This is a genomic window from Grimontia kaedaensis, from assembly GCF_023746615.1.
GTDB lineage: Bacteria > Pseudomonadota > Gammaproteobacteria > Enterobacterales > Vibrionaceae > Enterovibrio > Enterovibrio kaedaensis.
Window position 1 is genome coordinate 590933 of the sequence record NZ_CP082275.1, and the last position, 19849, is coordinate 610781.

At 49.7% G+C, this 19849-nt stretch carries 15 protein-coding genes; 12 read left to right on the top strand and 3 right to left on the bottom strand.

Annotation, left to right across the window (positions count from 1 at the left end; translation table 11 throughout):
* Positions 1–2: 2 nt before the first annotated feature.
* The 6 genes from K6Q96_RS02925 (at position 3) to mepA (ending at position 7318) form a co-directional block, all read left to right on the top strand.
* On the top strand, positions 3–1259 hold the full coding sequence (locus tag K6Q96_RS02925) for an AMP-binding protein (protein ID WP_251877647.1): 1257 nt from the start codon (positions 3–5) through the stop codon (positions 1257–1259).
* Between the two features lie 9 nt (positions 1260–1268).
* Positions 1269–2540, top strand: coding sequence for a DUF6005 family protein (locus K6Q96_RS02930; RefSeq protein ID WP_251877649.1), 1272 nt, complete (start codon positions 1269–1271; stop codon positions 2538–2540).
* Between the two features lies 1 nt (position 2541).
* On the top strand, positions 2542–3408 hold the full coding sequence (locus K6Q96_RS02935) for a sugar phosphate isomerase/epimerase family protein (protein ID WP_251877651.1): 867 nt from the start codon (positions 2542–2544) through the stop codon (positions 3406–3408).
* Between the two features lie 108 nt (positions 3409–3516).
* Entirely contained in the window at positions 3517–4221 is a 705-nt protein-coding gene (locus K6Q96_RS02940; protein WP_251877653.1) for a response regulator transcription factor, read from the top strand.
* A 155-nt stretch (positions 4222–4376) separates the two neighbouring features.
* On the top strand, positions 4377–6308 hold the full coding sequence (locus K6Q96_RS02945; RefSeq protein ID WP_251877655.1) for a TonB-dependent receptor domain-containing protein: 1932 nt from the start codon (positions 4377–4379) through the stop codon (positions 6306–6308).
* A gap of 161 nt (positions 6309–6469) precedes the next feature.
* On the top strand, positions 6470–7318 hold the full coding sequence (mepA, locus tag K6Q96_RS02950; RefSeq protein ID WP_251877657.1) for a penicillin-insensitive murein endopeptidase: 849 nt from the start codon (positions 6470–6472) through the stop codon (positions 7316–7318).
* Positions 7319–7387: 69 nt separating this feature from the next.
* On the opposite strand, the gene K6Q96_RS02955 is transcribed toward mepA, so the two are convergent.
* Positions 7388–7642: a YfhL family 4Fe-4S dicluster ferredoxin gene (locus K6Q96_RS02955; RefSeq protein WP_251877659.1), complete on the bottom strand. Its 255-nt coding sequence runs from the start codon at positions 7640–7642 to the stop codon at positions 7388–7390.
* A 3-nt stretch (positions 7643–7645) separates the two neighbouring features.
* Positions 7646–9043, bottom strand: coding sequence for a prephenate-dependent tRNA uridine(34) hydroxylase TrhP (trhP, locus tag K6Q96_RS02960; RefSeq protein WP_251877661.1), 1398 nt, complete (start codon positions 9041–9043; stop codon positions 7646–7648).
* 263 nt (positions 9044–9306) lie between these two features.
* On the opposite strand from trhP, the gene K6Q96_RS02965 reads away from it, so the two are divergent.
* On the top strand, positions 9307–10584 hold the full coding sequence (locus tag K6Q96_RS02965; RefSeq protein WP_251877663.1) for a peptidoglycan DD-metalloendopeptidase family protein: 1278 nt from the start codon (positions 9307–9309) through the stop codon (positions 10582–10584).
* Between the two features lie 71 nt (positions 10585–10655).
* Here the strand turns inward: K6Q96_RS02965 and rdgC are convergent, their stop codons facing one another.
* Positions 10656–11567: a recombination-associated protein RdgC gene (gene rdgC, locus K6Q96_RS02970; RefSeq protein ID WP_251879569.1), complete on the bottom strand. Its 912-nt coding sequence runs from the start codon at positions 11565–11567 to the stop codon at positions 10656–10658.
* A 122-nt stretch (positions 11568–11689) separates the two neighbouring features.
* Between rdgC and sbcD the strand changes: the two genes are divergently transcribed.
* The 5 genes from sbcD to K6Q96_RS02995 all read left to right on the top strand — a co-directional run bounded on the left by sbcD (position 11690) and on the right by K6Q96_RS02995 (position 19838).
* Entirely contained in the window at positions 11690–12925 is a 1236-nt protein-coding gene (sbcD, locus tag K6Q96_RS02975; protein ID WP_251877665.1) for an exonuclease subunit SbcD, read from the top strand.
* Positions 12922–16599 carry an SbcC/MukB-like Walker B domain-containing protein gene (locus tag K6Q96_RS02980; RefSeq protein WP_251877667.1) on the top strand — a complete coding sequence of 1226 codons (3678 nt, stop codon included), beginning with the start codon at positions 12922–12924 and terminating at the stop codon, positions 16597–16599. The genes sbcD and K6Q96_RS02980 overlap by 4 nt, the downstream gene beginning before the upstream one ends.
* A 250-nt stretch (positions 16600–16849) precedes the next feature.
* Entirely contained in the window at positions 16850–17539 is a 690-nt protein-coding gene (gene phoB, locus K6Q96_RS02985) for a phosphate regulon transcriptional regulator PhoB (protein ID WP_002535663.1), read from the top strand.
* A 56-nt stretch (positions 17540–17595) separates the two neighbouring features.
* Positions 17596–18891: a phosphate regulon sensor histidine kinase PhoR gene (phoR, locus tag K6Q96_RS02990; protein WP_251877669.1), complete on the top strand. Its 1296-nt coding sequence runs from the start codon at positions 17596–17598 to the stop codon at positions 18889–18891.
* A complete protein-coding gene (locus K6Q96_RS02995) occupies positions 18885–19838 on the top strand; it encodes a PstS family phosphate ABC transporter substrate-binding protein (protein WP_251877671.1) in 954 nt (317 codons plus the stop codon). Before phoR ends, K6Q96_RS02995 begins: the two co-directional genes overlap by 7 nt.
* Positions 19839–19849 lie beyond the last annotated feature (11 nt).

Consider the following 19849-nt stretch of genomic DNA (forward strand, 5'->3'; position numbering starts at 1 on the left):
TTATGATTTACGTAAATGATGACTTTTTCAGTCATGAATTCTTTGAGCGCAGTAACGAAGCGTTCCGCTCACACCCTGAACTTGGCAGCTGCGCAGGGAAGCGCTTTGCTGTTTGCACAGAAGACCCAGCTTATCTGCTGGCGGTGTGTTTGTACCTTAAAGCCAATGGCGGCTCTTTTTACCCCATTTTCGCCCCGACGCCCCGTCTTGCTGCCAAACGATTAGCAACACGCGCCCAGTGCCACGTCCTGCTATTTGAACAAGGGCAACCTGCGATGTCGCTTCAGCAAGAAGGTGATGATGACGTGGCTGTGCTGGTGCAAACCAGCTCCGGCACCACCGGTGAGCCAAAGGTGATCACCCGAAGCTGGTCTTCAATCGACGAAGAAGTAGAAAGCTACGTCGCGAAGTTCAAAAAGCCGAACAAGATGACTCCACTGATTGCCTGCCCGATCACCCATTCCTATGGCTTGATTGCCGGTGTATTTGTGGCACTGAAGCGTGGTCAATCACCAGTCATCATTAACAACATTAACCCGAAATTCCTGCTGAAAAAGCTGATGACGACGCCGGATCATTTGCTGTATTCGTCCCCAGCTTTGATTCACTCAGTGGTGCAGCTTTACCCGAAAGGCCAACAACTGAATGCCGTGATGACCTCGGGCACTGTGTTACCCAAAGCCTGGTTTGAGGCGTTGCGTGAAAAAGCCAAACATGTCTTCCAGCAATATGGCTGTTCAGAAGCTGGCTGCATTGCCATTAACTCGGATACCAAGGCGGCGAATCACATCGGTACCCCGCTTGGACATCTCAAGGTCAATGCCGGTATCGACACGTCAAGACCGGGAGAGATCGTGGTGCAAAAAGGGGATGACATCATCTTCACCAAAGATCTGGGCTATTTCGATGATCAGGGTCAGTTGATCTTCGTTTCCCGTGCAGACGACATGATTAATGTCTCTGGCCTGAATGTGTACCCACAGGATGTTGAGAACGTGGTACTTGAGATCGCAGAGATCTCCGAAGCCGTGGTCTTCAAACGCTCTGATCCGCTATCAGGTGAACGGGTCTGTCTGCAGTTTGTAGCAAGCGATGCACTAGAACCAAGCCGGATCCGAAAATGGTGTTCGACACGGCTGGCATCCTACCAACTGCCCGTCGATATCGAGCAATGCACAGTGATTGAAAAGATGGCCAACGGAAAGATCAACCGTAACGTGCTGTCTCAAAGCAAAATTTCCATTCCAGCGATAGGTTAAGGAGCGCCCATGGAACGCGAACAATTGATTGCATCCATTCGCCAGGTATTGAGCGACAACATGCAAAATGCCCACATGGAAAAATTCAGTGAGAGTGCAAGGCTGAATGAAGACCTTTATCTGGATTCGGTGCTTATCCTTCAGCTAATCCTGCACCTTGAGTTGGATCTGGGATTGACCGTGCCGGAGGAAAATATTACCGCGGCAGACTATGCGACGGTTTCCAGTCTGGCGGACTTCCTGTGTCGCATTGAGCGTAATGAGCCTGCCCTAAAAGCGCAGGAGGAAGAATTTGAAGACGTCAAAGTACATTGCTTTGTCAGTTGCGTCTGTGAGTCCTTGAAGCGAAAAGGCATTGATCACCGTCCGTTTTACTTCGGCGTTTGGGATGCGACCTTCACCATCAGTGAGAACTACCAGCTTCAATACCACTCCGACGAGATAAACCATGGCAGTTTCCTTGATTGGTACCACCGCCTGTATGGTGTGGCACTGGCTCCTTGGTATGACGAAGGCAAAACCAAACAAGACAACATTGAAGAAATGCAGCGTCTGTTGGCAACCAAAGCAGAAACCTCACACCTAATGGTGATGCTGGATATGTATCAATTACCGGAGCGTGAGAATAAGTTCAACCAGAACCCTTTTCCGCACTATGTGATGCTTGAGAACACCCATGATCCGAAAACCCTGTTTATGTCCGATCCGGATTTCCGTTGGGAAGGTGAGCTCGAAAGCGCGCGTATCTTCAATGCGATTTCCCAACCGAGTGTAGCAGGCGGCTACCTGCTGGATGAAACCGGTTTACAGCATGCGAATGATCGCGATGTTCAAGCTTACTTTGAGGCGTGCTTTATTGCTGACGGTAATCCGCTGACGAGTTCTATTCGACGCATTCTGGATGCTCATGTCCGCGGTTATGCAGGGGTAAAACTCACGGACCTATCATTGGCATTGCGTGAAATTCGGGTGATTGCGGTGCGTAAATATGCCTATGAGCACGGCTTTGCTTTCTTCTGGCGCGCGCTTGGTCTGCCTGATGATGATTTTGAGATCTGGTGTGATGTGATTGAAGAGCTCATCCAAACCTATAGTCGGATCCAATACCAAATTATGAAGTTGGCAGAAACTGGCGATCTGGATCTGCAGGTCGAGATTTATGCCTTGTTGAATAAGCAGGATCGTACGGAGTTTCGCATCAAAAAACGCCTCAACGAAGTCTATCGTGATTGGTGCGAGCTGAACGATTTACCGCTTGAAGCGGCAGTAGAGGTTGCCTGATATGCAGCTTTCAATCTGTACCATTTCATTCCGACACCAGCTTGTTTCAATGGACAATCTGGCGGAGTGGGCTTGTTGCCACGGGTTTCAGGGTATTGAGCTTTGGGGAGCTCATGCCCTGAGCCTGGAGGCACAGCCGCAATATGATGCCAAGTGGCTAAACGACATGGGACTATCGATTTCCATGTTGAGTGACTATTTGCCCATTGCGGGTGATAAGCGCAATGCCTGGCAAAAATGCCGTCATATCTGTCGATTGGCAAAACAGTGGGATACCAAGAAGGTACGCACTTTTGCCGGTCACCAAGCGAGTAGCGAAGTGGGAGCAATAGCGCGCAAAGAAATGACTCAGCGCCTGAGAGGGATCTGTGAGTACGCCGCCGATCAGGGGTTGGATGTGTTGGTAGAAACCCATCCCGGTACGTTGGCCGACACCTCATCATCAATCGTGCAGTTGATTGAAGAAGTTGATCATCCAGCACTGAAGCTTAATTACGACACCTTGCATGTGTGGGAGTCCGGCGAGGATCCAGCTCAATTTCACCGGCAGGTCGAGGAGCACGTTGGTCATTATCACCTTAAGAATGTGCTGTCGCGCGAACTGCTAACCGTTTTCTCTCCGGAAAACGTCTACTCGCCAGCAGGGAGTCGATACGGCATGGTGCCGTTGCTTGAAGGGGCAATGGACTACCAACAGTTCTTGCCACAGGTGCTCGGTAAGCCTGCAGCGACGGCTTCATTGGAATGGTTTGGACATAATGTTAAACAGACATTATTGGATGACAAAGCGGCATTGGAAGAGATGAAACTGAGTTTACTGAGAGAGAACTCATCAAGAGTTGTTGGTTGCCCAGATTATTTAACCTGATTATGTGATATTGATCGCTACAGGGCAGGTTTGAACTTTAACTTTAACTGATGATATTGATAATCGTAATCATTATCGTTTGAGAGTTATTGACCATTAGGTAATCGAATGTCCCTACACAGTGCTCCATCGGCAGGGCAAATCCTGATTGTTGACAGAAATCGAGCGTATTGCGAAAAGCTAATACATCGATTCAATGAGAAAGGCTTTGCCATCAGGCGTTGTGTCTCAGATTCACAGGCTTCAGACATCTATCGAACCACCAATCTCGATCTTGTCATCTTTGCTGCCGACCTGCCGGAAATGGAAGGTTTTCGTTTGCTGAAACGCTACCGGGAGGAGACTGCAACGCCGATTCTGATGCTAGATGATACTTACAATCATCATGATTGCATGAACTGCTTTTTGTTTGGCGCTGATGACTATATAACGAGACAGCAGCCTCTGGATGAAATCGTTTGGCGTGCTGCTGCCGTGTTAAGGCGAAGTGCCCAGATACCTGCGAAAGAAAGCAAAACCCAATTGGTGGTGGACGAGTTGGTTCTGGACAGAAAATATCAGACAGTTTTCTATGATGGAGAGCAAGTCTCTGTCACACCCATTCAGTTCAAATTGCTCTGGACATTGGTGTTCCAGCAGCATCAGGTGTTATCCAAAGACTTTCTCTACAGGCAGGTATTGGCGAGGGACTTCCAAAAATACGATCGCAGTCTTGATATGCATTTGAGCAGAGTGCGAAAGAAGCTGGTGGGGGTCGGCATGGCGGCTGAGCGATTACAGACCGCCCATGGAAAAGGATATTGCTTCTCTTAAATAGCGCCATCTGGCGCTATTTTCACATATGTCATACTTATCAATAGATTAGTTTTATTAGGCTGACTTTGTAACAGTTGTAAAAGGCGTTTACAGCACAACGTATCAATGAATAATAATGCGAATCATTATCATTGTAGTTGCAGGACGTTGTAATGTTTCAAGGAAGCTCTTTTAAAATCTCTCCCCTCAGTGCGGCTGTTATCGCCGCGCTGTTTTCTCAATCTGCCATCGCCAATACTGATGACCACGAAACTATCGTCGTCACTGGAAACACTCAGGCAGCGCCAGAAGTATTCGTCGATTCTGATCAGTTGGATGCCATTCAGGCAAACGACCTGAACGATATCTTCCGTTCAAGTGCTGAAGTCTCTGTAGGTGGTAGCACTGACTATGCACAGAAAGTCTATGTTCGTGGTCTCGAAGACACCATGCTGAACGTGACCATTGACGGTGCGGTTCAGTCAGGTTCGCTATTCCACCACCAAGGTAGCCTGTTTGTCGAGCCTGAACTGCTCGAGCAGGTTGAGGTTTCTGCAGGCGCTGGCCGCGCGACTGACGGTGCCGGTGCGTTGGGTGGTGCCATTCGAATGAAGACAAAAGACCCACGTGCGCTTTTGGCCGCAGGTGAAAACTTCGGTGGGCGTGTAAAAACTGTCTTTAACGACAACACTGATGGTTTTAAAACGACTGCCAGTGGTTATGGTGCAATAACGGATAGTGTGAGTGTCTTGGCTTCTCTGGGTTATAACGACCAAGATGACTATAAAGATGGTAACGGCGACACGGCAGAGTACACTGGTTTCCGTAATGGCTCCGGATTCGCTAAAGTCGTTGGTGAGTTGACTGAAGACCAAACAATTATCATCAGCTACGAGCGCAAAGAAGACAAAGCAACACGCTATGCCCGTCCTCACATGGGTGACTTCGTTAAAAACTATCCGCTTGAGCAAGAAACCTATCGTGATACTGCGACACTGAATTATGTTTTAGCGCCAAACAGCAACTGGCTGAACCTCGATACCACTGTCTACTACACCGACCTTGAGCTTGAGCGTCTGAATGACCCGCGTTGGGGCACTTATGTGGGGAACACTGAAACCGTCGGCGGTGACATTCGCAACACCTCCTCGTTTGAAAAGCTGACAGTAATTTACGGTACGGATTTCCGTCAGGACACATCGACGTTCAGCGGCAGTAGCCAAACGTTTGAAGATAAGGGTGATCAGTTTGGTGTCTACGTTCAGGGTGACTACAACGCAACAGAATCACTGGTTCTGAGCGCGGGTGCTCGCTATGACCGTTATTCTCTGGATGAAGACCTTCGTGATGGCGATACCCGCTCTGAAGGCACCGATATTTCAGACAACGGTTTCAGTCCGAATGCCGCAGTGACTTACTACATCACCAAAGACTTGAATGTCGTGTTGGGATACGCAGAAGCCTTCCGTGGTCCTCAAGTGGGCGAACTTTGGCTGCTGGACTATGTGTACAGCTCGCAGGATCGTAAAGGCGAAACGGCGAAAAATGCCGAGTTTACCGTGAACTGGAGCTTCGATAACGGTTATGTATCAGCTCAGGTCTTTGATAGCAAAATTGAAGACGTTGTTGACCGTGAAAAGACGGTTTACGAAAACAGTGGCACTCTGGACAACAAAGGCTTCAACATCACCGCTGCATACCAGCTGGATAGCCTGACTGCGACGATTGGTTTCAGTCGAGCGCAACCTGAATTTAACGGTGAGCCACTCAACGATGGCAGCATGAACATCGGTACTTCTATCGGTGACACGCTGGTAACCTCATTGAGCTACTATGCTAACGACGATCTGGAGTTTGGCTGGACAGGCCGCTTTGTTGACCGCCTGACAGATGTGCCAGAAGGTACTGAAGAAAAACCTGGCTATGGCGTACATGACATTTACGCACAGTGGCTGCCAATTTCCGGTGAAGACCTGACGCTGACAGCGTCAGTGAAAAACGTCTTTGATAAGGCTTACCGTGATCAATCTAGCCTTAGCGAAGATTACAACGGTCCACTCGAAGCGGGTCGTAACATCCGTCTGGGACTGAACTGGGGCTTCTAAGTCTCAATGAAGGGGAGCTTGGCTCCCCTTTGTTTTCTCTTCTATGTTGCCCGCCTGTTTTTGATCTTCTCGGCAGAATTTTCCACTTCCCGTAACCTTCTCTGATTGTCCTAAGTCCTGACTGCTAAGCTTCAATAGATAACTTCAGTGGCGATGACACCATGAAAAAAGACCTTCTGATGATCCTTTTTATCTGCATGTTTCTTCTCGGATTCTGGATGGCCATGTCACCAGCAGGTGCAAATCCCTGGGAGGAGGTACAGGAGCCTTATCTCGGCGTTGAGCAGTCGATTGGTAGTTATGCCAATGGATGTTTGAGTGGCGGTGAAGCTTTGCCACTGAAAGGTGAGGGGTATCAGGTTATTCGCCCTTCAAGGAACCGTTATTACGGCCACCCGAACATGATTGCCTATCTCACTAAGTTGGCCAAGAAAACCAAAGGCTTTGGCCTGGGCGATTTGATGATTGCGGATATTTCAATGCCGCGCGGTGGTAATTTCACCAAAGGCCATTCCAGCCACCAGACTGGATTAGATACGGATATATGGTTGAGCTTTGCGCCGGAATCGCTAACCAAAGATTCTCTGGAAAGCCCAACGGCTGTTAGCTTGGTGGATTTGCAGAATTACGCGCTTAAACGTGATAACTGGATGAAAGAGCATGCCATCCTGTTTCAAGTGGCGGCATCTGAGCCTGAAGTAGCACGTATTTTTGTCCACCCTGTGATTAAAGAAACCTTGTGTGAAATGGCATGGGAAGACAGAAACTGGCTGCGCAAAGTTCGCCCTTGGTGGGGACATCATTACCACATGCATGTCAGGCTTCAATGTCCGGAGGGAAGCTTAAACTGTATTTCCCAGAATGCACCGCCAGCGGGTGATGGTTGCGGTGCGGAGTTGATCAGTTGGCGTCCGAAACCTGTCGACGAGATAAAAACAGTAGCGACCACCACCAAGATAAAGCGGGTGAAGATAAAACCGGGTCAGTGTGAGGTGGTATTAACCCAGTAATTTCCCTAGCCAATGCCCAGATACAAGAAAAGCGCCGAAAGGCGCTTTTCTTCATTAACCCAGTAATGTTTAAACCAAACCCTGGAGTTTGACGAATTTTTCCAGTAACTCATCATTGGATTCCTTATGCTCAGGATCAATGATGATGCAGTTGGTGATAGGGCACACCGACTGACAGGTTGGCTTTTCATAGTGACCCACGCATTCCGTGCATTTGTCCGGATCAATTTCGTAGATCTCTGCGCCGAATGTAATCGCCTCATTCGGACATTCAGGATCACACATATCGCAGTTAATGCACTTCTCGGTGATCAGCAGTGCCATCGATTACGCACTCACCGCTTGTGGAGCATTTGGGGTACGGGTGTTCGCACCGTCGGTCAGGTTACGCATCAGTAGCGCAAATTCCAGATCCATGTCTTCCGGCACTGGAATGTAAACGAAATGACCGTTGCCTTTCGCATCGTCAATCGTTTCACCTTTGCGGTTTTCCATGGCGTCCAGTTTGAAGACCACATTGCCATTCGGCGTCATCAGCTCTAGTGAATCACCAGTGATGAATTTGTTCTTCACTTCCACTTCCGCCATGCCTTCGCGGCGCTTACCGGTGAATTCGCCCACAAACTGCTGGCTGTCAGACACTGAGTAGCCGTAGTCGTAGTTTTGGTATTCGTTGTGGGTGTGACGGCGCAGGAAGCCCTCGGTATAACCACGGTGAGCCAAGCTTTCCAGCGTGGTCATCAGAGTTTCATCGAACGGTTTGCCTGCAACGGCATCATCAATCGCCTTACGGTAAACCTGTGCGGTACGTGCACAGTAGTAGAAAGACTTGGTACGGCCTTCGATCTTCAGCGAGTGAACGCCCATCTTAGTCAGACGGTCGACATGCTGAATCGCTCGCAGATCTTTCGAGTTCATGATGTAAGTGCCGTGCTCGTCTTCAAACGCCGCCATTTTTTCGTCTGGGCGATGCGCTTCGCTCAAGAGAACCACTTCATCAGTAGGCTTGCCGAGACCAAGGGTGTTGTCTGGACGCTCTTCAGCTTCTTGGATTTGAACCGATGCTGCAGGCTGGATCTCAACGATTTGGCCTGTTTCGTCTTCCGTCGCTTTCTCTGTTTTGTATTCCCAGCGGCATGCATTGGTACAGGTGCCTTGGTTAGGGTCACGTTTGTTGATGTAGCCAGACAGCAGACAACGGCCAGAGTAAGCCATGCAAAGTGCACCGTGAACGAAAATTTCCAGCTCCACTTCAGGCACTTCTTTGCGGATTTCTTCGATTTCTTCCAGCGAAAGTTCGCGCGACAGAATCACGCGCTCAACACCTTGGGTTTGCCAGAACTTAACCGTCGCCCAGTTCACCGCATTCGCCTGTACAGAGAGGTGAATAGCCATCTCAGGGAATGCTTCACGTACCATCATGATCAGACCTGGGTCAGACATGATCAGAGCGTCAGGGCCCATATCAACCACCGGCTTCAGGTCGCGGATAAAGGTTTTCAGCTTTGAGTTGTGCGGTTGAATGTTGCACACCACATAGAACTTCTTGCCAAGCGCATGCGCTTCATCGATACCGATTTGCAGGTTCTCGTGGTTGAACTCATTGTTACGCACTCGAAGGCTGTAACGAGGTTGGCCGGCATATACCGCATCAGCGCCATAGGCAAAGGCGTAGCGCATGTTTTTCAAGCTACCGGCTGGGGACAAAAGTTCTGGTACAAACATAGTCATTGCTTCTACTAATTCTGAGTATAAGTCAGGCCGCATCAAAAAGTGGTGCGGGGAAGCGGGCGATTTTACTGTGATCTTGTTAACATAGCCAGTTCCGATCGGGAAACCATTTGCAGAAAAGGTTGTCATTTGGAAGATTCAGGTCTTCATTCATTTTTAGTGAATGATTTGACACAAGTTTGGAAAGGTATGTAGGTTGTAAGGGTATTCTCGGCTTTTTAAAGGCGAAAGAACCAGCAACATTGAGATTTGGACTGATGTACGAAAAGAAAACCAAGAGATTTAGCATGCTGTCTAAATCGATGCTTGGCCTGATGGGCTTGTCGCTCGTGACGGTAGCGGTATCAATCAACACGCTACAAAAAGAGCCAATCCGAATTGTCCCTCTCAATCTGCCCGAATCTGTTGTGCCTTCTTTTATTCAAAAAGAAGATGCAGTAAAGGCGGATAGCGCCGTCGACCTTCCCGCATATGAATACACCATTCAAACTGGCGATAGCCTGAGCGAAATTTTCATGAAGCTTGGCATTCCCTACAGCGATTTGTTGAAGCTGATGGAAGCCGATCTCAACCACCTGCGCATTGACACCCTGCAACCTAACGATACCTTGCGTTTTTGGGTAGACCCAGCAGGTAAACACCTGCAAAAACTGGAGCTTGAGTTCAATATCGCCTCTAAAGTGCAATATGTTCAACTTGATGATGGTAGCTATGAATTCAATGAAGTGTCGGTTCCAGGCACTTGGGTGGAAACTGTCACTGTTGGCGATATTGAAGGCAGTTTCTCGGTCTCTGCGCGTCGCGCGGGCCTGAGCTACAACGATGTCGAAGTGATTACTAATCTGCTCAAAGATAAGATGAACTTCTCCCGCGATCTTCGCGCTGGAGATAAGTTTGAAGTCGTTCGTGCGGAGCAATTTGTGGATGGTCAGGCGAGTGGTGCGCGTGAAATTAAAGCGATCCGCATTGAACGCCGTGGCCGACCCATCACGGCTTACCTGCACATCGATGGTAACTACTATGATAAAGACGGTCAGAGTCTGCAACGCGCTTTCCAGCGTTATCCGACCAATCGCAAAGAGCGCATCAGTTCGCACTTTAACCCACGTCGTAAACACCCGGTTACTGGCCGTGTTTCGCCGCACAACGGTACTGACTTTGCTGTAAGAACAGGCACACCCGTTCTTTCCACTGGTGATGGTGTGGTGGTGATGGTGCGTAATCACCCTTACGCAGGCAAATACGTGGTGATTGACCACGGCAACCAGTACAAAACCCGCTACTTGCACAACAGCAAGATTTTGGTGCGTAAAGGTCAGCGCGTGACCCGTGGTCAACGCATTGCGCTGTCTGGTCGAAGTGGCCGTGTTACCGGCCCGCACATTCACTATGAATTGTTGATTCGTGGCCGCGCGGTGAACCCGATGACGGCGAAGATCCCGATGGCGACGTCTGTCGCGCGTGCTGAAATGACGGACTTTAAGAAATCTGTCGCGGCTTACGATAAGAAAATGCTGAAAGCACAGTTCAAGTAAGCACGAACCAAAGAAATAAAAAAACGGGGCTCTAAGCCCCGTTTTCTATTTATTGCTATGTGTGAAGACGATTACTCGCCTTTGTCGACACCGCCAAGCTCTTCATAAAGATTTGGCAGGAAAGCACCCAGCTCACCGCACATCAGTGACAGGTCTGCATCCAGTCGTTGCGCCACATCTTCACGGTCAATATCCGCGTTCTGGTCGCGAAGTTCTTCTGAGAACTTGATGCGTTTGATGGACATGTCATCACACAGCATCAGCTCAATGCGGTCTTGCCAGTTCATCGCCAGCTTAGTCACTAACTTTTCTGCTTCGATGTGAGCCAGAATTTCATCGCTCGATAGATCCTGCTGCTTACAACGGATCACGCCACCTTGTTCCAGAATGGCTTTTAGCTCAGCTTCTTCACCGACTTCGAAGCCTTTTGGTGCGTTGCCAGAGCGAACCCACTCAGTCATTGCCAGCTCAACCGGCTTGTTGGTTTCAACAGGCACCACTGGCAAGCTGCCGAGAGATTTGCGCAGCAGCGCGAGAATGTCTTCTGCTTTCTTAGAACTACTTGCATCAACCAGCACCAGATCTGCTTTTGGCATGATGAGTGCGTAAGTCTGGCTCATTCGGCTGAATGCGCGTGGCAGCAGATCCATGACGATGTCATCTTTGATGCTGTCTTTTTCTTTTTTCTTCAGCGGACGGCCTTGCTCTTTTTCCATCGCGTCCACTTTGGCGGTCAGTGAATCTTTGATCACTGAGGCTGGCAGCATTTTCTCTTCTTTACGGGCACAGATAAGAATGTTGCCATCGCTGACGTGCGTCATCATGTCGCCGTGTTTGCCCAGCGCGGTGGTCCAGCCGAACTTTTGCATGTCCTGACTGCCACAAGGCGTGAAGCGGAATTCAGACAGTTGTTTTTCAATATGCTCCGGGTCGAGGTCGATGTCTCGGGTCAGGCGGTAGGTGAAAATATTCTTGAACCAAATCATGGCGAGGCTTTATCCATCCGGTAATGACAAAGGCCACATGGTATTGCATCAGGCAGAGAATGTCGCTTCAAATACGGTACAATCAGGCACTGAGCACAAGAACAGGCGCACACCTTTCAATGAAAATACTCCACACGTCAGACTGGCATTTAGGACAAAACTTTTTCACCAAAAGCCGCAAGCAGGAACACCAGGCTTTTCTGGACTGGCTTTTACAGGAAATAGATAAAAATCAGATTGATGCCGTCATCGTGGCTGGAGATGTTTTCGACACAGGTTCGCCGCCAAGTTACGCCCGTGAGATGTATAACCAGTTTGTGGTTTCCATCAGTCAGCGCAACTGTGCGTTGGTGGTACTGGGCGGTAACCATGACTCGGTTTCCACGCTCAGAGAATCCAAATCCCTGCTGGCTTGCCTGCATACCCATGTGGTGGCAAACACCAGCGACGATCTGCAAAGCCAACTCATCGCGTTGAAAAACCACGATGGCGAAATCGGTGCGATTGTGTGTGCGGTGCCTTTCGTGCGCCCGCGCGATGTGTTGACCAGTCAAGCTGGTGAATCTGGCACTGACAAGCGTCAGGCACTTGGTGATGCCATTAAATCCCACTACCACGAGCTGTATCAGGCAGCAGTGAAGTTGCGCGATGATAACGGCTGGCAAGTGCCTATCATTGCGACGGGCCATCTAACCGCACTTGGCGTGAGCCCATCTAAATCTGTGCGTGATATCTACATTGGTACGCTCGATGGCTTTGCGGCAGATGGCTTTCCGCCTGCTGACTACATTGCCCTGGGGCATATCCACCGCCCACAGATTGTCGCCAAGTCAGAGCATATCCGATACAGCGGCTCTCCGATCCCTTTGAGCTTTGATGAACTCAAATTCAACAAGCAGGTGGTGCTGGTGGAATTCGACGGCGACCAGCGCGCGCGTATCGAGCCGATCAGCGTTCCGAGCTTTCAGCCTATGGGTGTCCTAAAAGGGTCACTGGAAGAGATAGAAGTACAGCTTTCAGAGTATTTGGAACATGATGATCCAAAAGCTGTCTGGCTGCACATCGAGGTCTCTGTGCAGGACTATCTCTCTGATTTACAACAACGTATTCAACTGATGACTGAAGGGCTCAATGTAGAGGTATTACAGCTTCAGCGCACCCGTGGGCCAAAAGCTCAGGCGCTGACACAAGAGGCGAAAGAAACCTTGTCTGAGCTGACACCGAATGATGTTTTCCAAAAGCGATTGGCTCTCGAGGTGTTTGAAGGGGAGGACGAACTTGCGCGTAAAGAACGTATCCAAACCCAGTTCACCAAAATTGTGGCGGAAGTTGAGCATGCGGAGGGTGAAGAATGAAAATCCTGAGCCTTCGATTTAAGAACCTGAACTCACTGAAAGGCGAGTGGAAGATTGATTTCACTCAAACACCATTTTCAGACAATGGCCTGTTCGCCATTACCGGTGCAACGGGCGCGGGTAAAACCACACTGCTTGATGCGATTTGTCTGGCGCTTTATCACCAGACCCCACGATTGGGGCTGATCTCTACTTCCAGCAATGAAATCATGACCCGTGGAACGGCGGAGTGTTCTGCCGAAGTAGAGTTCGAAGTAAAAGGCCACCCGTACCGCGCGTTTTGGAGCATGCGCCGCTCCCGTGGAAAAGCGGACGGTAATTTACAGCAAGCGGATGTGGAGCTGGTGGACGCGAAAACCGACAAGGTACTGGCCACACAAGTGAAGCAGAAAAATGAATGGGTTGAGCGTGTTACGGGTCTCGACTTTGCCCGCTTTACCAAATCTATGATGCTTTCCCAAGGTGAGTTTGCCGCTTTCCTGAATGCCAAAGAAAACGAGCGCGCGGAGCTTTTGGAAGAATTGACCGGAACGGAAATTTATGGCCGGATTTCTGAAAAAGTACATGAGCATTTTTCCGCAGCAAAGCAGGCTTTGAGCCAGAAAGAGGCCGAAGCGAAAGGCGTGCAGTTGCTGAGTAGCGAGGAGCTTGAAGCCCTCGAAAAAGAACAGGAAGAAACAGAAGCCTTGCTCAAGAGTGAGCGCGAAAAACAGACCGAGCTCACGGCGCACCTGACATGGTGGAAAGAGCACCAAAAAAGCCATCAAGAGAAAAGTCAGGCCGAAGCACAGCTACAAACTGCAGAAGAAAACTGGAAGGCAGCCAAACCACAACTGGATAAACTCACCAACAGTGAGCCAGCGGAAAAGCTTCGCATGCCTTATGAGCGTTGGCAGTCGTCTTTGAAAAGCGTGGAATCAACGACTGCTTTGCTGGCTACCAAACAGGAAGCATTGAAAGCCAACACAGAAAAGAGCGCGCAGGCTGACGAGGCGTTAGTGAAAGCTTCAGAAGCGCTCACACTGGCGAAAACCCAGCAAAGTGAACTGGAAGTGCTTATTTGTGAGCAGGTCTTGCCGCTCGATACCGACATCAAACACCAATCTCTGCGGCTGCAAGAGTTTTTGCAGCAACAGGCGGGTCTGAAAACCAAGCAGGCTGAGCTGACTTCATCACAGGAAAAAACCACAGAGAACCTTGAGACCAAAAAGCAGGCTCTGGAAGCCGTTTCCACCTACCTGACCACCCATCAATTTGCGGGCCAGCTTAAACAGCACCTTGGCCAATGGGAACAGATGGGTAAGCAGTTCGCGCAAGAACAAAATGCGATTGGCAAACTGACTGAATACGAAACCGAACTTAATACCCAATTGCAGGCAGAGATCGCGAAAGCGGAAAATGCCGAGAGAGAAAAACAGGCAGCACTTAGCCAAAGCGAACAAGCCAAACACGCTTGGAAAACCCAGCAAGATGCGTTCAAGCAAGCAACCTCAAACGGTGATGTTGACGCTCTGGATAAACAGCGCGAGCAGCTAAATGCGCAACTTTCCATTTACTTCCAGTTAGGCCAATGGCAGCAGCAATGGCTGGAACTGGATAAAGAGAGCTTGGAAAAGCGCCAAACGCTGGCGGAACAGACTCAACAAGCCAAAAGCTTAGAGCTTGAAGTTACTTCACTTCGACAGCAATACAAAGACAAAAAGCAACTGATTGAGGCACTGTCCAAGCTTGTCAGTCAGGAAGAACATCTTGCGCAATATCGTGCGGCATTGCAGCCACAAGAAGCCTGTCCGCTTTGTGGTTCCACTGAGCATCCTGCGTTGTCGGGAGCTGTCTTCAACGTCTCTGAAACCCTGCAGCAAAAATCAGCAGCAGAGGTGGCGTTGAAAGATCTCGAGCATACGGGCAAAGAGACCGGTATGAAGCTAGAAACCGCGAAGCGTTACATCGAAGAGCTGGATAAGCATCTCCTGCGTTGTAAGCAGCAACAATTGGCGCTTAGCGAGCAATGGGCACAGGCGGCAGTAACACTCAACTTAGCTCTGACTATCGAACAGCGTGACGCCTATGTTGCATTTAACGAGCAGCAAACCCAGCAGTGTGATGCACTGACCCAAACCTTGAATGCACTCAAAGCGCAAGAGAAAGCCCTGCAGCAGGCAAAACAGCATTGGGATGAGGCTATCCGTGCATTGGATAGCACTGAGAAACACTTCTCCATTCTGTCGGTGACGATTGAAAGCAAAAAACAGGAAGCGCAGAAGCTGGCTGCTGATAAGCGCCAGAAGCTTGATTACCTCGAGACCCTCGAAAGCGTGCTGAGCCAGCAAATCGCAGACAGTGGTTACCAAGCCCCTGAGCATGATGAGCTTCAAGTGTGGTTGGCGTCGAGAAAGCAAGACGCCGAAAAATGGGAACAAAACCAGCAGCAAAAAGAAGTCTTGGCCAAAGAGGTGGCATTGCTTGAGGCTGAGCTTTCAAATTGTATGAAAGAGCACCATACATTGGCTGAGCAACTGGGCGCGCTTCAGTCCAAGATTGATTCGCTAACCGGCAAGCTTGAAGCTGCGAAAGCAAAACGCACTGAGCTCTTTGGTGACAAGCGGGTGGAAGAGGAAAAGCGCCGCGCTGCTGTTCAGACGGAACAAGGGGAAGCTTCCCATCAAGCAGCACAAGCCCTTGCGCAGCAATGTCTGGGCGATCTGCGCGCGATTCAGGCAGAAGTGGCAAGCCAAACTCAGTCGCTGGCATCGCTGAATGCCGAGGCACAGAGTTATGCATCCCAATGGGAAGAAAGTCTTGGGGCTTCGCCTTTTGATTCTCTGGAAATGTTCCAGGCTGCATTGCTTCCGGAGGAAGAAAAACAACAGCTACTTACCGATAAACGCGCGCTGGAAAATGCCCTTGAAGGTGCAAAAGTGCTGCTGGAGAAAGCCTTTCAGCATGTGGTTGAAGTACTAGCCCATGACCAGGCAGAAGTGTGGAAGCAAACTCCGCATGATGAGGTGGAATTGACGCTAACGGCAAAATCAGAGGCCGTGGATACGCTTGTGCGTCGAAGTGGTGAGCTGAGCCATGCTTTGGCGTCGGATCATCAAAGACGAGAAAACCAACAGGCGCTGTTTGCTGAGATCGAACGCCTGCGTGCGGAATACGATGATATACAGTATCTGCATTCACTGATTGGCTCACAAAAAGGCGATAAATTCCGTAAGTTTGCGCAGGGGCTGACGCTGGATAATCTAGTGTATCTGGCGAACAAACAACTCGACCGAATCCATGGACGTTACCAGCTGAACCGCAAGCAGGGTGAAGGGTTGGAACTCAGCGTGCTGGATACCTGGCAGGGTGATATTGAGCGTGATACTAAAACCCTCTCGGGCGGTGAGAGTTTCCTTGTCAGCTTGGCATTGGCTTTGGCGTTATCGGATCTCGTCAGTCACAAGACCAGCATCGACTCACTTTTCCTCGATGAAGGCTTTGGCACACTGGATAGTGAAACCTTGGATGTGGCGCTGGACGCATTGGATAATCTTAATGCCTCCGGCAAGATGATCGGGGTGATCAGTCATATTGAAGCGATGAAAGAGCGCATTCCTACTCAACTCCATGTTTCTAAAAAAACTGGCTTGGGTGTTAGTGAGCTGGATAACAAATTCCGCGTGTCGCAGTAGTGGGCACGTTTGCGGCTACAGGCTTCATTATTCGCTGTGTAGAGGAAAATATCGGTTGGCAAAAAGTCAGTAAATGTCTGGATTAAAAGGCAGTCACTGGCTTTCGTCCGCTTCAAACCTCGCGGAAGGTCACAAAACTGTCATAATAGAATCACATAATGACGTCCAAGTAATAAGCCAAACAGCTGGAAAAAAACAGGTTCTGGTTGTTTGACCAAAAAGTTAAACCACTCTAACTGGGTATGGAAAAATGGTAAGACGGATACTTGTTGTCGAAGATGAAGCACCTATTCGCGAGATGTTGTGTTTCGTACTGGAACAAAAAGGTTATCAGGCCGTAGAAGCAGAAGATTATGACAGTGCTCTGGAAAAAATCTGCGAGCCTTACCCTGAACTGATCCTAATGGACTGGATGCTGCCTGGCGGCTCGGGGATCAACCTGATCAAACATCTAAAGCGTGATGAACTGACCCGCCAAATCCCAGTTGTGATGCTCACAGCGCGTGGCGAGGAAGAAGATAAAGTTCGCGGTTTGGAAGTCGGCGCGGATGATTACATCACTAAACCTTTCTCACCAAAAGAGCTGATGGCGCGCCTGAAAGCCGTGATGCGCCGAGTATCACCAACGTCGCTGGATGACGTGATTGATGTGCATGGTCTGAAGCTTGATCCTGTTTCACACCGTGTGACTTCAAACGAAAAACCGCTGGAAATGGGTCCAACCGAGTTTAAGATGTTGCACTTTTTCATGACCCACCAAGAGCGTGTTTATAGTCGTGAGCAACTTCTTAATAACGTTTGGGGCACTAACGTTTATGTTGAAGATCGTACCGTTGACGTGCATATTCGTCGTTTAAGAAAAGCGCTGGAAGAAGACGGTCACGACAAACTGGTGCAAACTGTTCGTGGCGCAGGCTACCGTTTCTCAACGCGCACCTGATAACGCATTATTCATAGGTCATCCGAAGGCCACCGGGTGGCATCGTGGAGACATTGATGGTCGAAAGACTTACCTGGAAAAAGCTGGCTCTTGAGCTGGCTTTTTTTTATCTACCTTGGTTTCTCATAGGCTGGTTCTTTGGCGGTCTGCCTTGGTTGTTGCTATTGGCAACGGTTTTGGTGTTGCTGTGGAACTTCTACCACCAACTCAAACTCTCTGATTGGCTTTGGAAAGAGCGCAGCCTGACACCACCAACCGGCTCAGGAAGCTGGACGCCGCTGTTTAACGGTATCTATCGTCTACAAAAGCGTAACCGTCGTCGTCGTAAAGAGCTTGCCAATCTTATCCGCCGTTTCCGCAATGGTGCAGAATCTTTGCCCGATGCGGTCGTAGTGTTTGAGCATGACGGCTCGATTGTCTGGTGTAACAAGCTGGCGCAGGAGCTACTGGGCTTCCGTATGCCTGACGATGCCGGTCAGTACATTGCCAACCTGATACGTACGCCGGAGTTTATTGAGTACCTGAGCCGCGCGGAACTGGGTGAACCGTTTGAAATGCGTTCGACCTTGCACGCATCGAAAACCCTCGAATTTCGTACCATGCCTTATGCCGAAGGTGAGTATCTGATGGTGGTGCGTGACATTACCCAGCTTAAACAGCTTGAAGGTATGCGCCGTAACTTCTTTGCAAACGTATCTCATGAGCTCCGTACGCCAATGACGGTACTGCGCGGCTATCTGGAAATGTCTGAAGATCCAGAAATGCTGGTGGGGCCAATGTGGGATAAAGCTCATGGAGTGATGACCGAGCAGTTGACTCGTATGGAAGGTCTGGTGGAACAGCTTCTGACTCTGTCGAAAATTGAGGCGAGCGTGAAGATCGCGCTGGATCAGAAAGTAGACGTGCCAGCAATGCTTGATGTGTTGGAAAAAGAAGCGCAGACACTCAGTGGGGATCAGGCGCATGACTTTGAGTTTGAAATCGATCATTCGCTCCAAGTGTTGGGCGATGAAGATCAGCTTCGCAGCGCCATTTCTAACCTAGTGTATAACGCGGTGAAACATACGCCAGCCAGCGCTAAAATTAAAGTCCGGTGGTTCAAAACACGTAAAGGCCCAAGGCTCGAAGTGATCGACAGTGGTGACGGTATTGCGCCCCAACATATTGATAGACTGACCGAGCGCTTTTATCGCGTCGATAAAGCGCGATCACGTGAAACAGGCGGCAGTGGTCTCGGTTTGGCCATTGTGAAGCATGCGCTGAATCATCACGAGTCCGAGCTTGAAATCAAAAGTAAGGTGGGACAGGGTAGTACGTTCTCGTTCACCCTTCCGGAGCGTCTGGCATGTTAAAACGGGCTTTGACCCTGATTGGACTCCTATTAGTGGCGGCGCCTGCTACCGCTGACGATCACCTCCCTCTATACCACCGTGTAGATAATGTATCCGGTAACCTCTCGACTGTTGGCTCAGACACTCTGGCTAATTTGGTCACTCAATGGGGCGTGCTTTTCAAAAAGTATTACCCAAGCGTCAACGTTCAAATCCAGACGTCGGGCTCTTCTACTGCGGTGCCAGCGTTGATTGAAGCAACGGCGCAGTTTGGCACCATGAGTCGGGAAATGCGCCCGCGCGAAATTGAACTGTTTGAACGAAAGTATGGCTATCCGCCAACGGCGATTAAAGTCGCGATTGATGCGATGGCGATATTTGTTCATCAGGACAACCCGATTGATGTACTGAACATGACGCAGGTTGATGCCTTGTTTTCCAAAACGCTGCGTTGTGGTTCCAACGAGCGGATTGATAAATGGGGACAGCTCGGTCTTCCGGGAAGCTGGGAAAAGCGAAATATTCAGCTGTTTGGCCGCAACTCGGTGTCGGGCACTTATGGCTTTTTCAAAGATCAGGCGCTTTGCGATGGCGATTTTCGCCCGGATGTGAATGAGCAACCGGGCTCTGCTTCTGTGGTGCAATCGGTAAGCTCATCACTCAATGCGGTTGGATATGCTGGGGTGGGCTATCGCACAGCGGGGGCGAAGATGCTGCCACTGGATGTCGAGGGCGAGCAGGTTTATGCCACCGTCGATAATGTCATCTCCGGTGTTTATCCGCTCTCACGTTACCTGTTTGTTTACGTGAACAAGGTACCGGATAAGCCTTTGCCGAGAATGGAAGCGGAATTCGTTAAGCTGATTCTTTCCCGTCAGGGGCAGGCTTTGGTGGGAGCGGAAGGCTTTGTGCCGCTTCCGGATGAATTGATTGAACAGCAGCTAATCCTGCTCGGACTAGAAAAATAAAAAAAACGGTG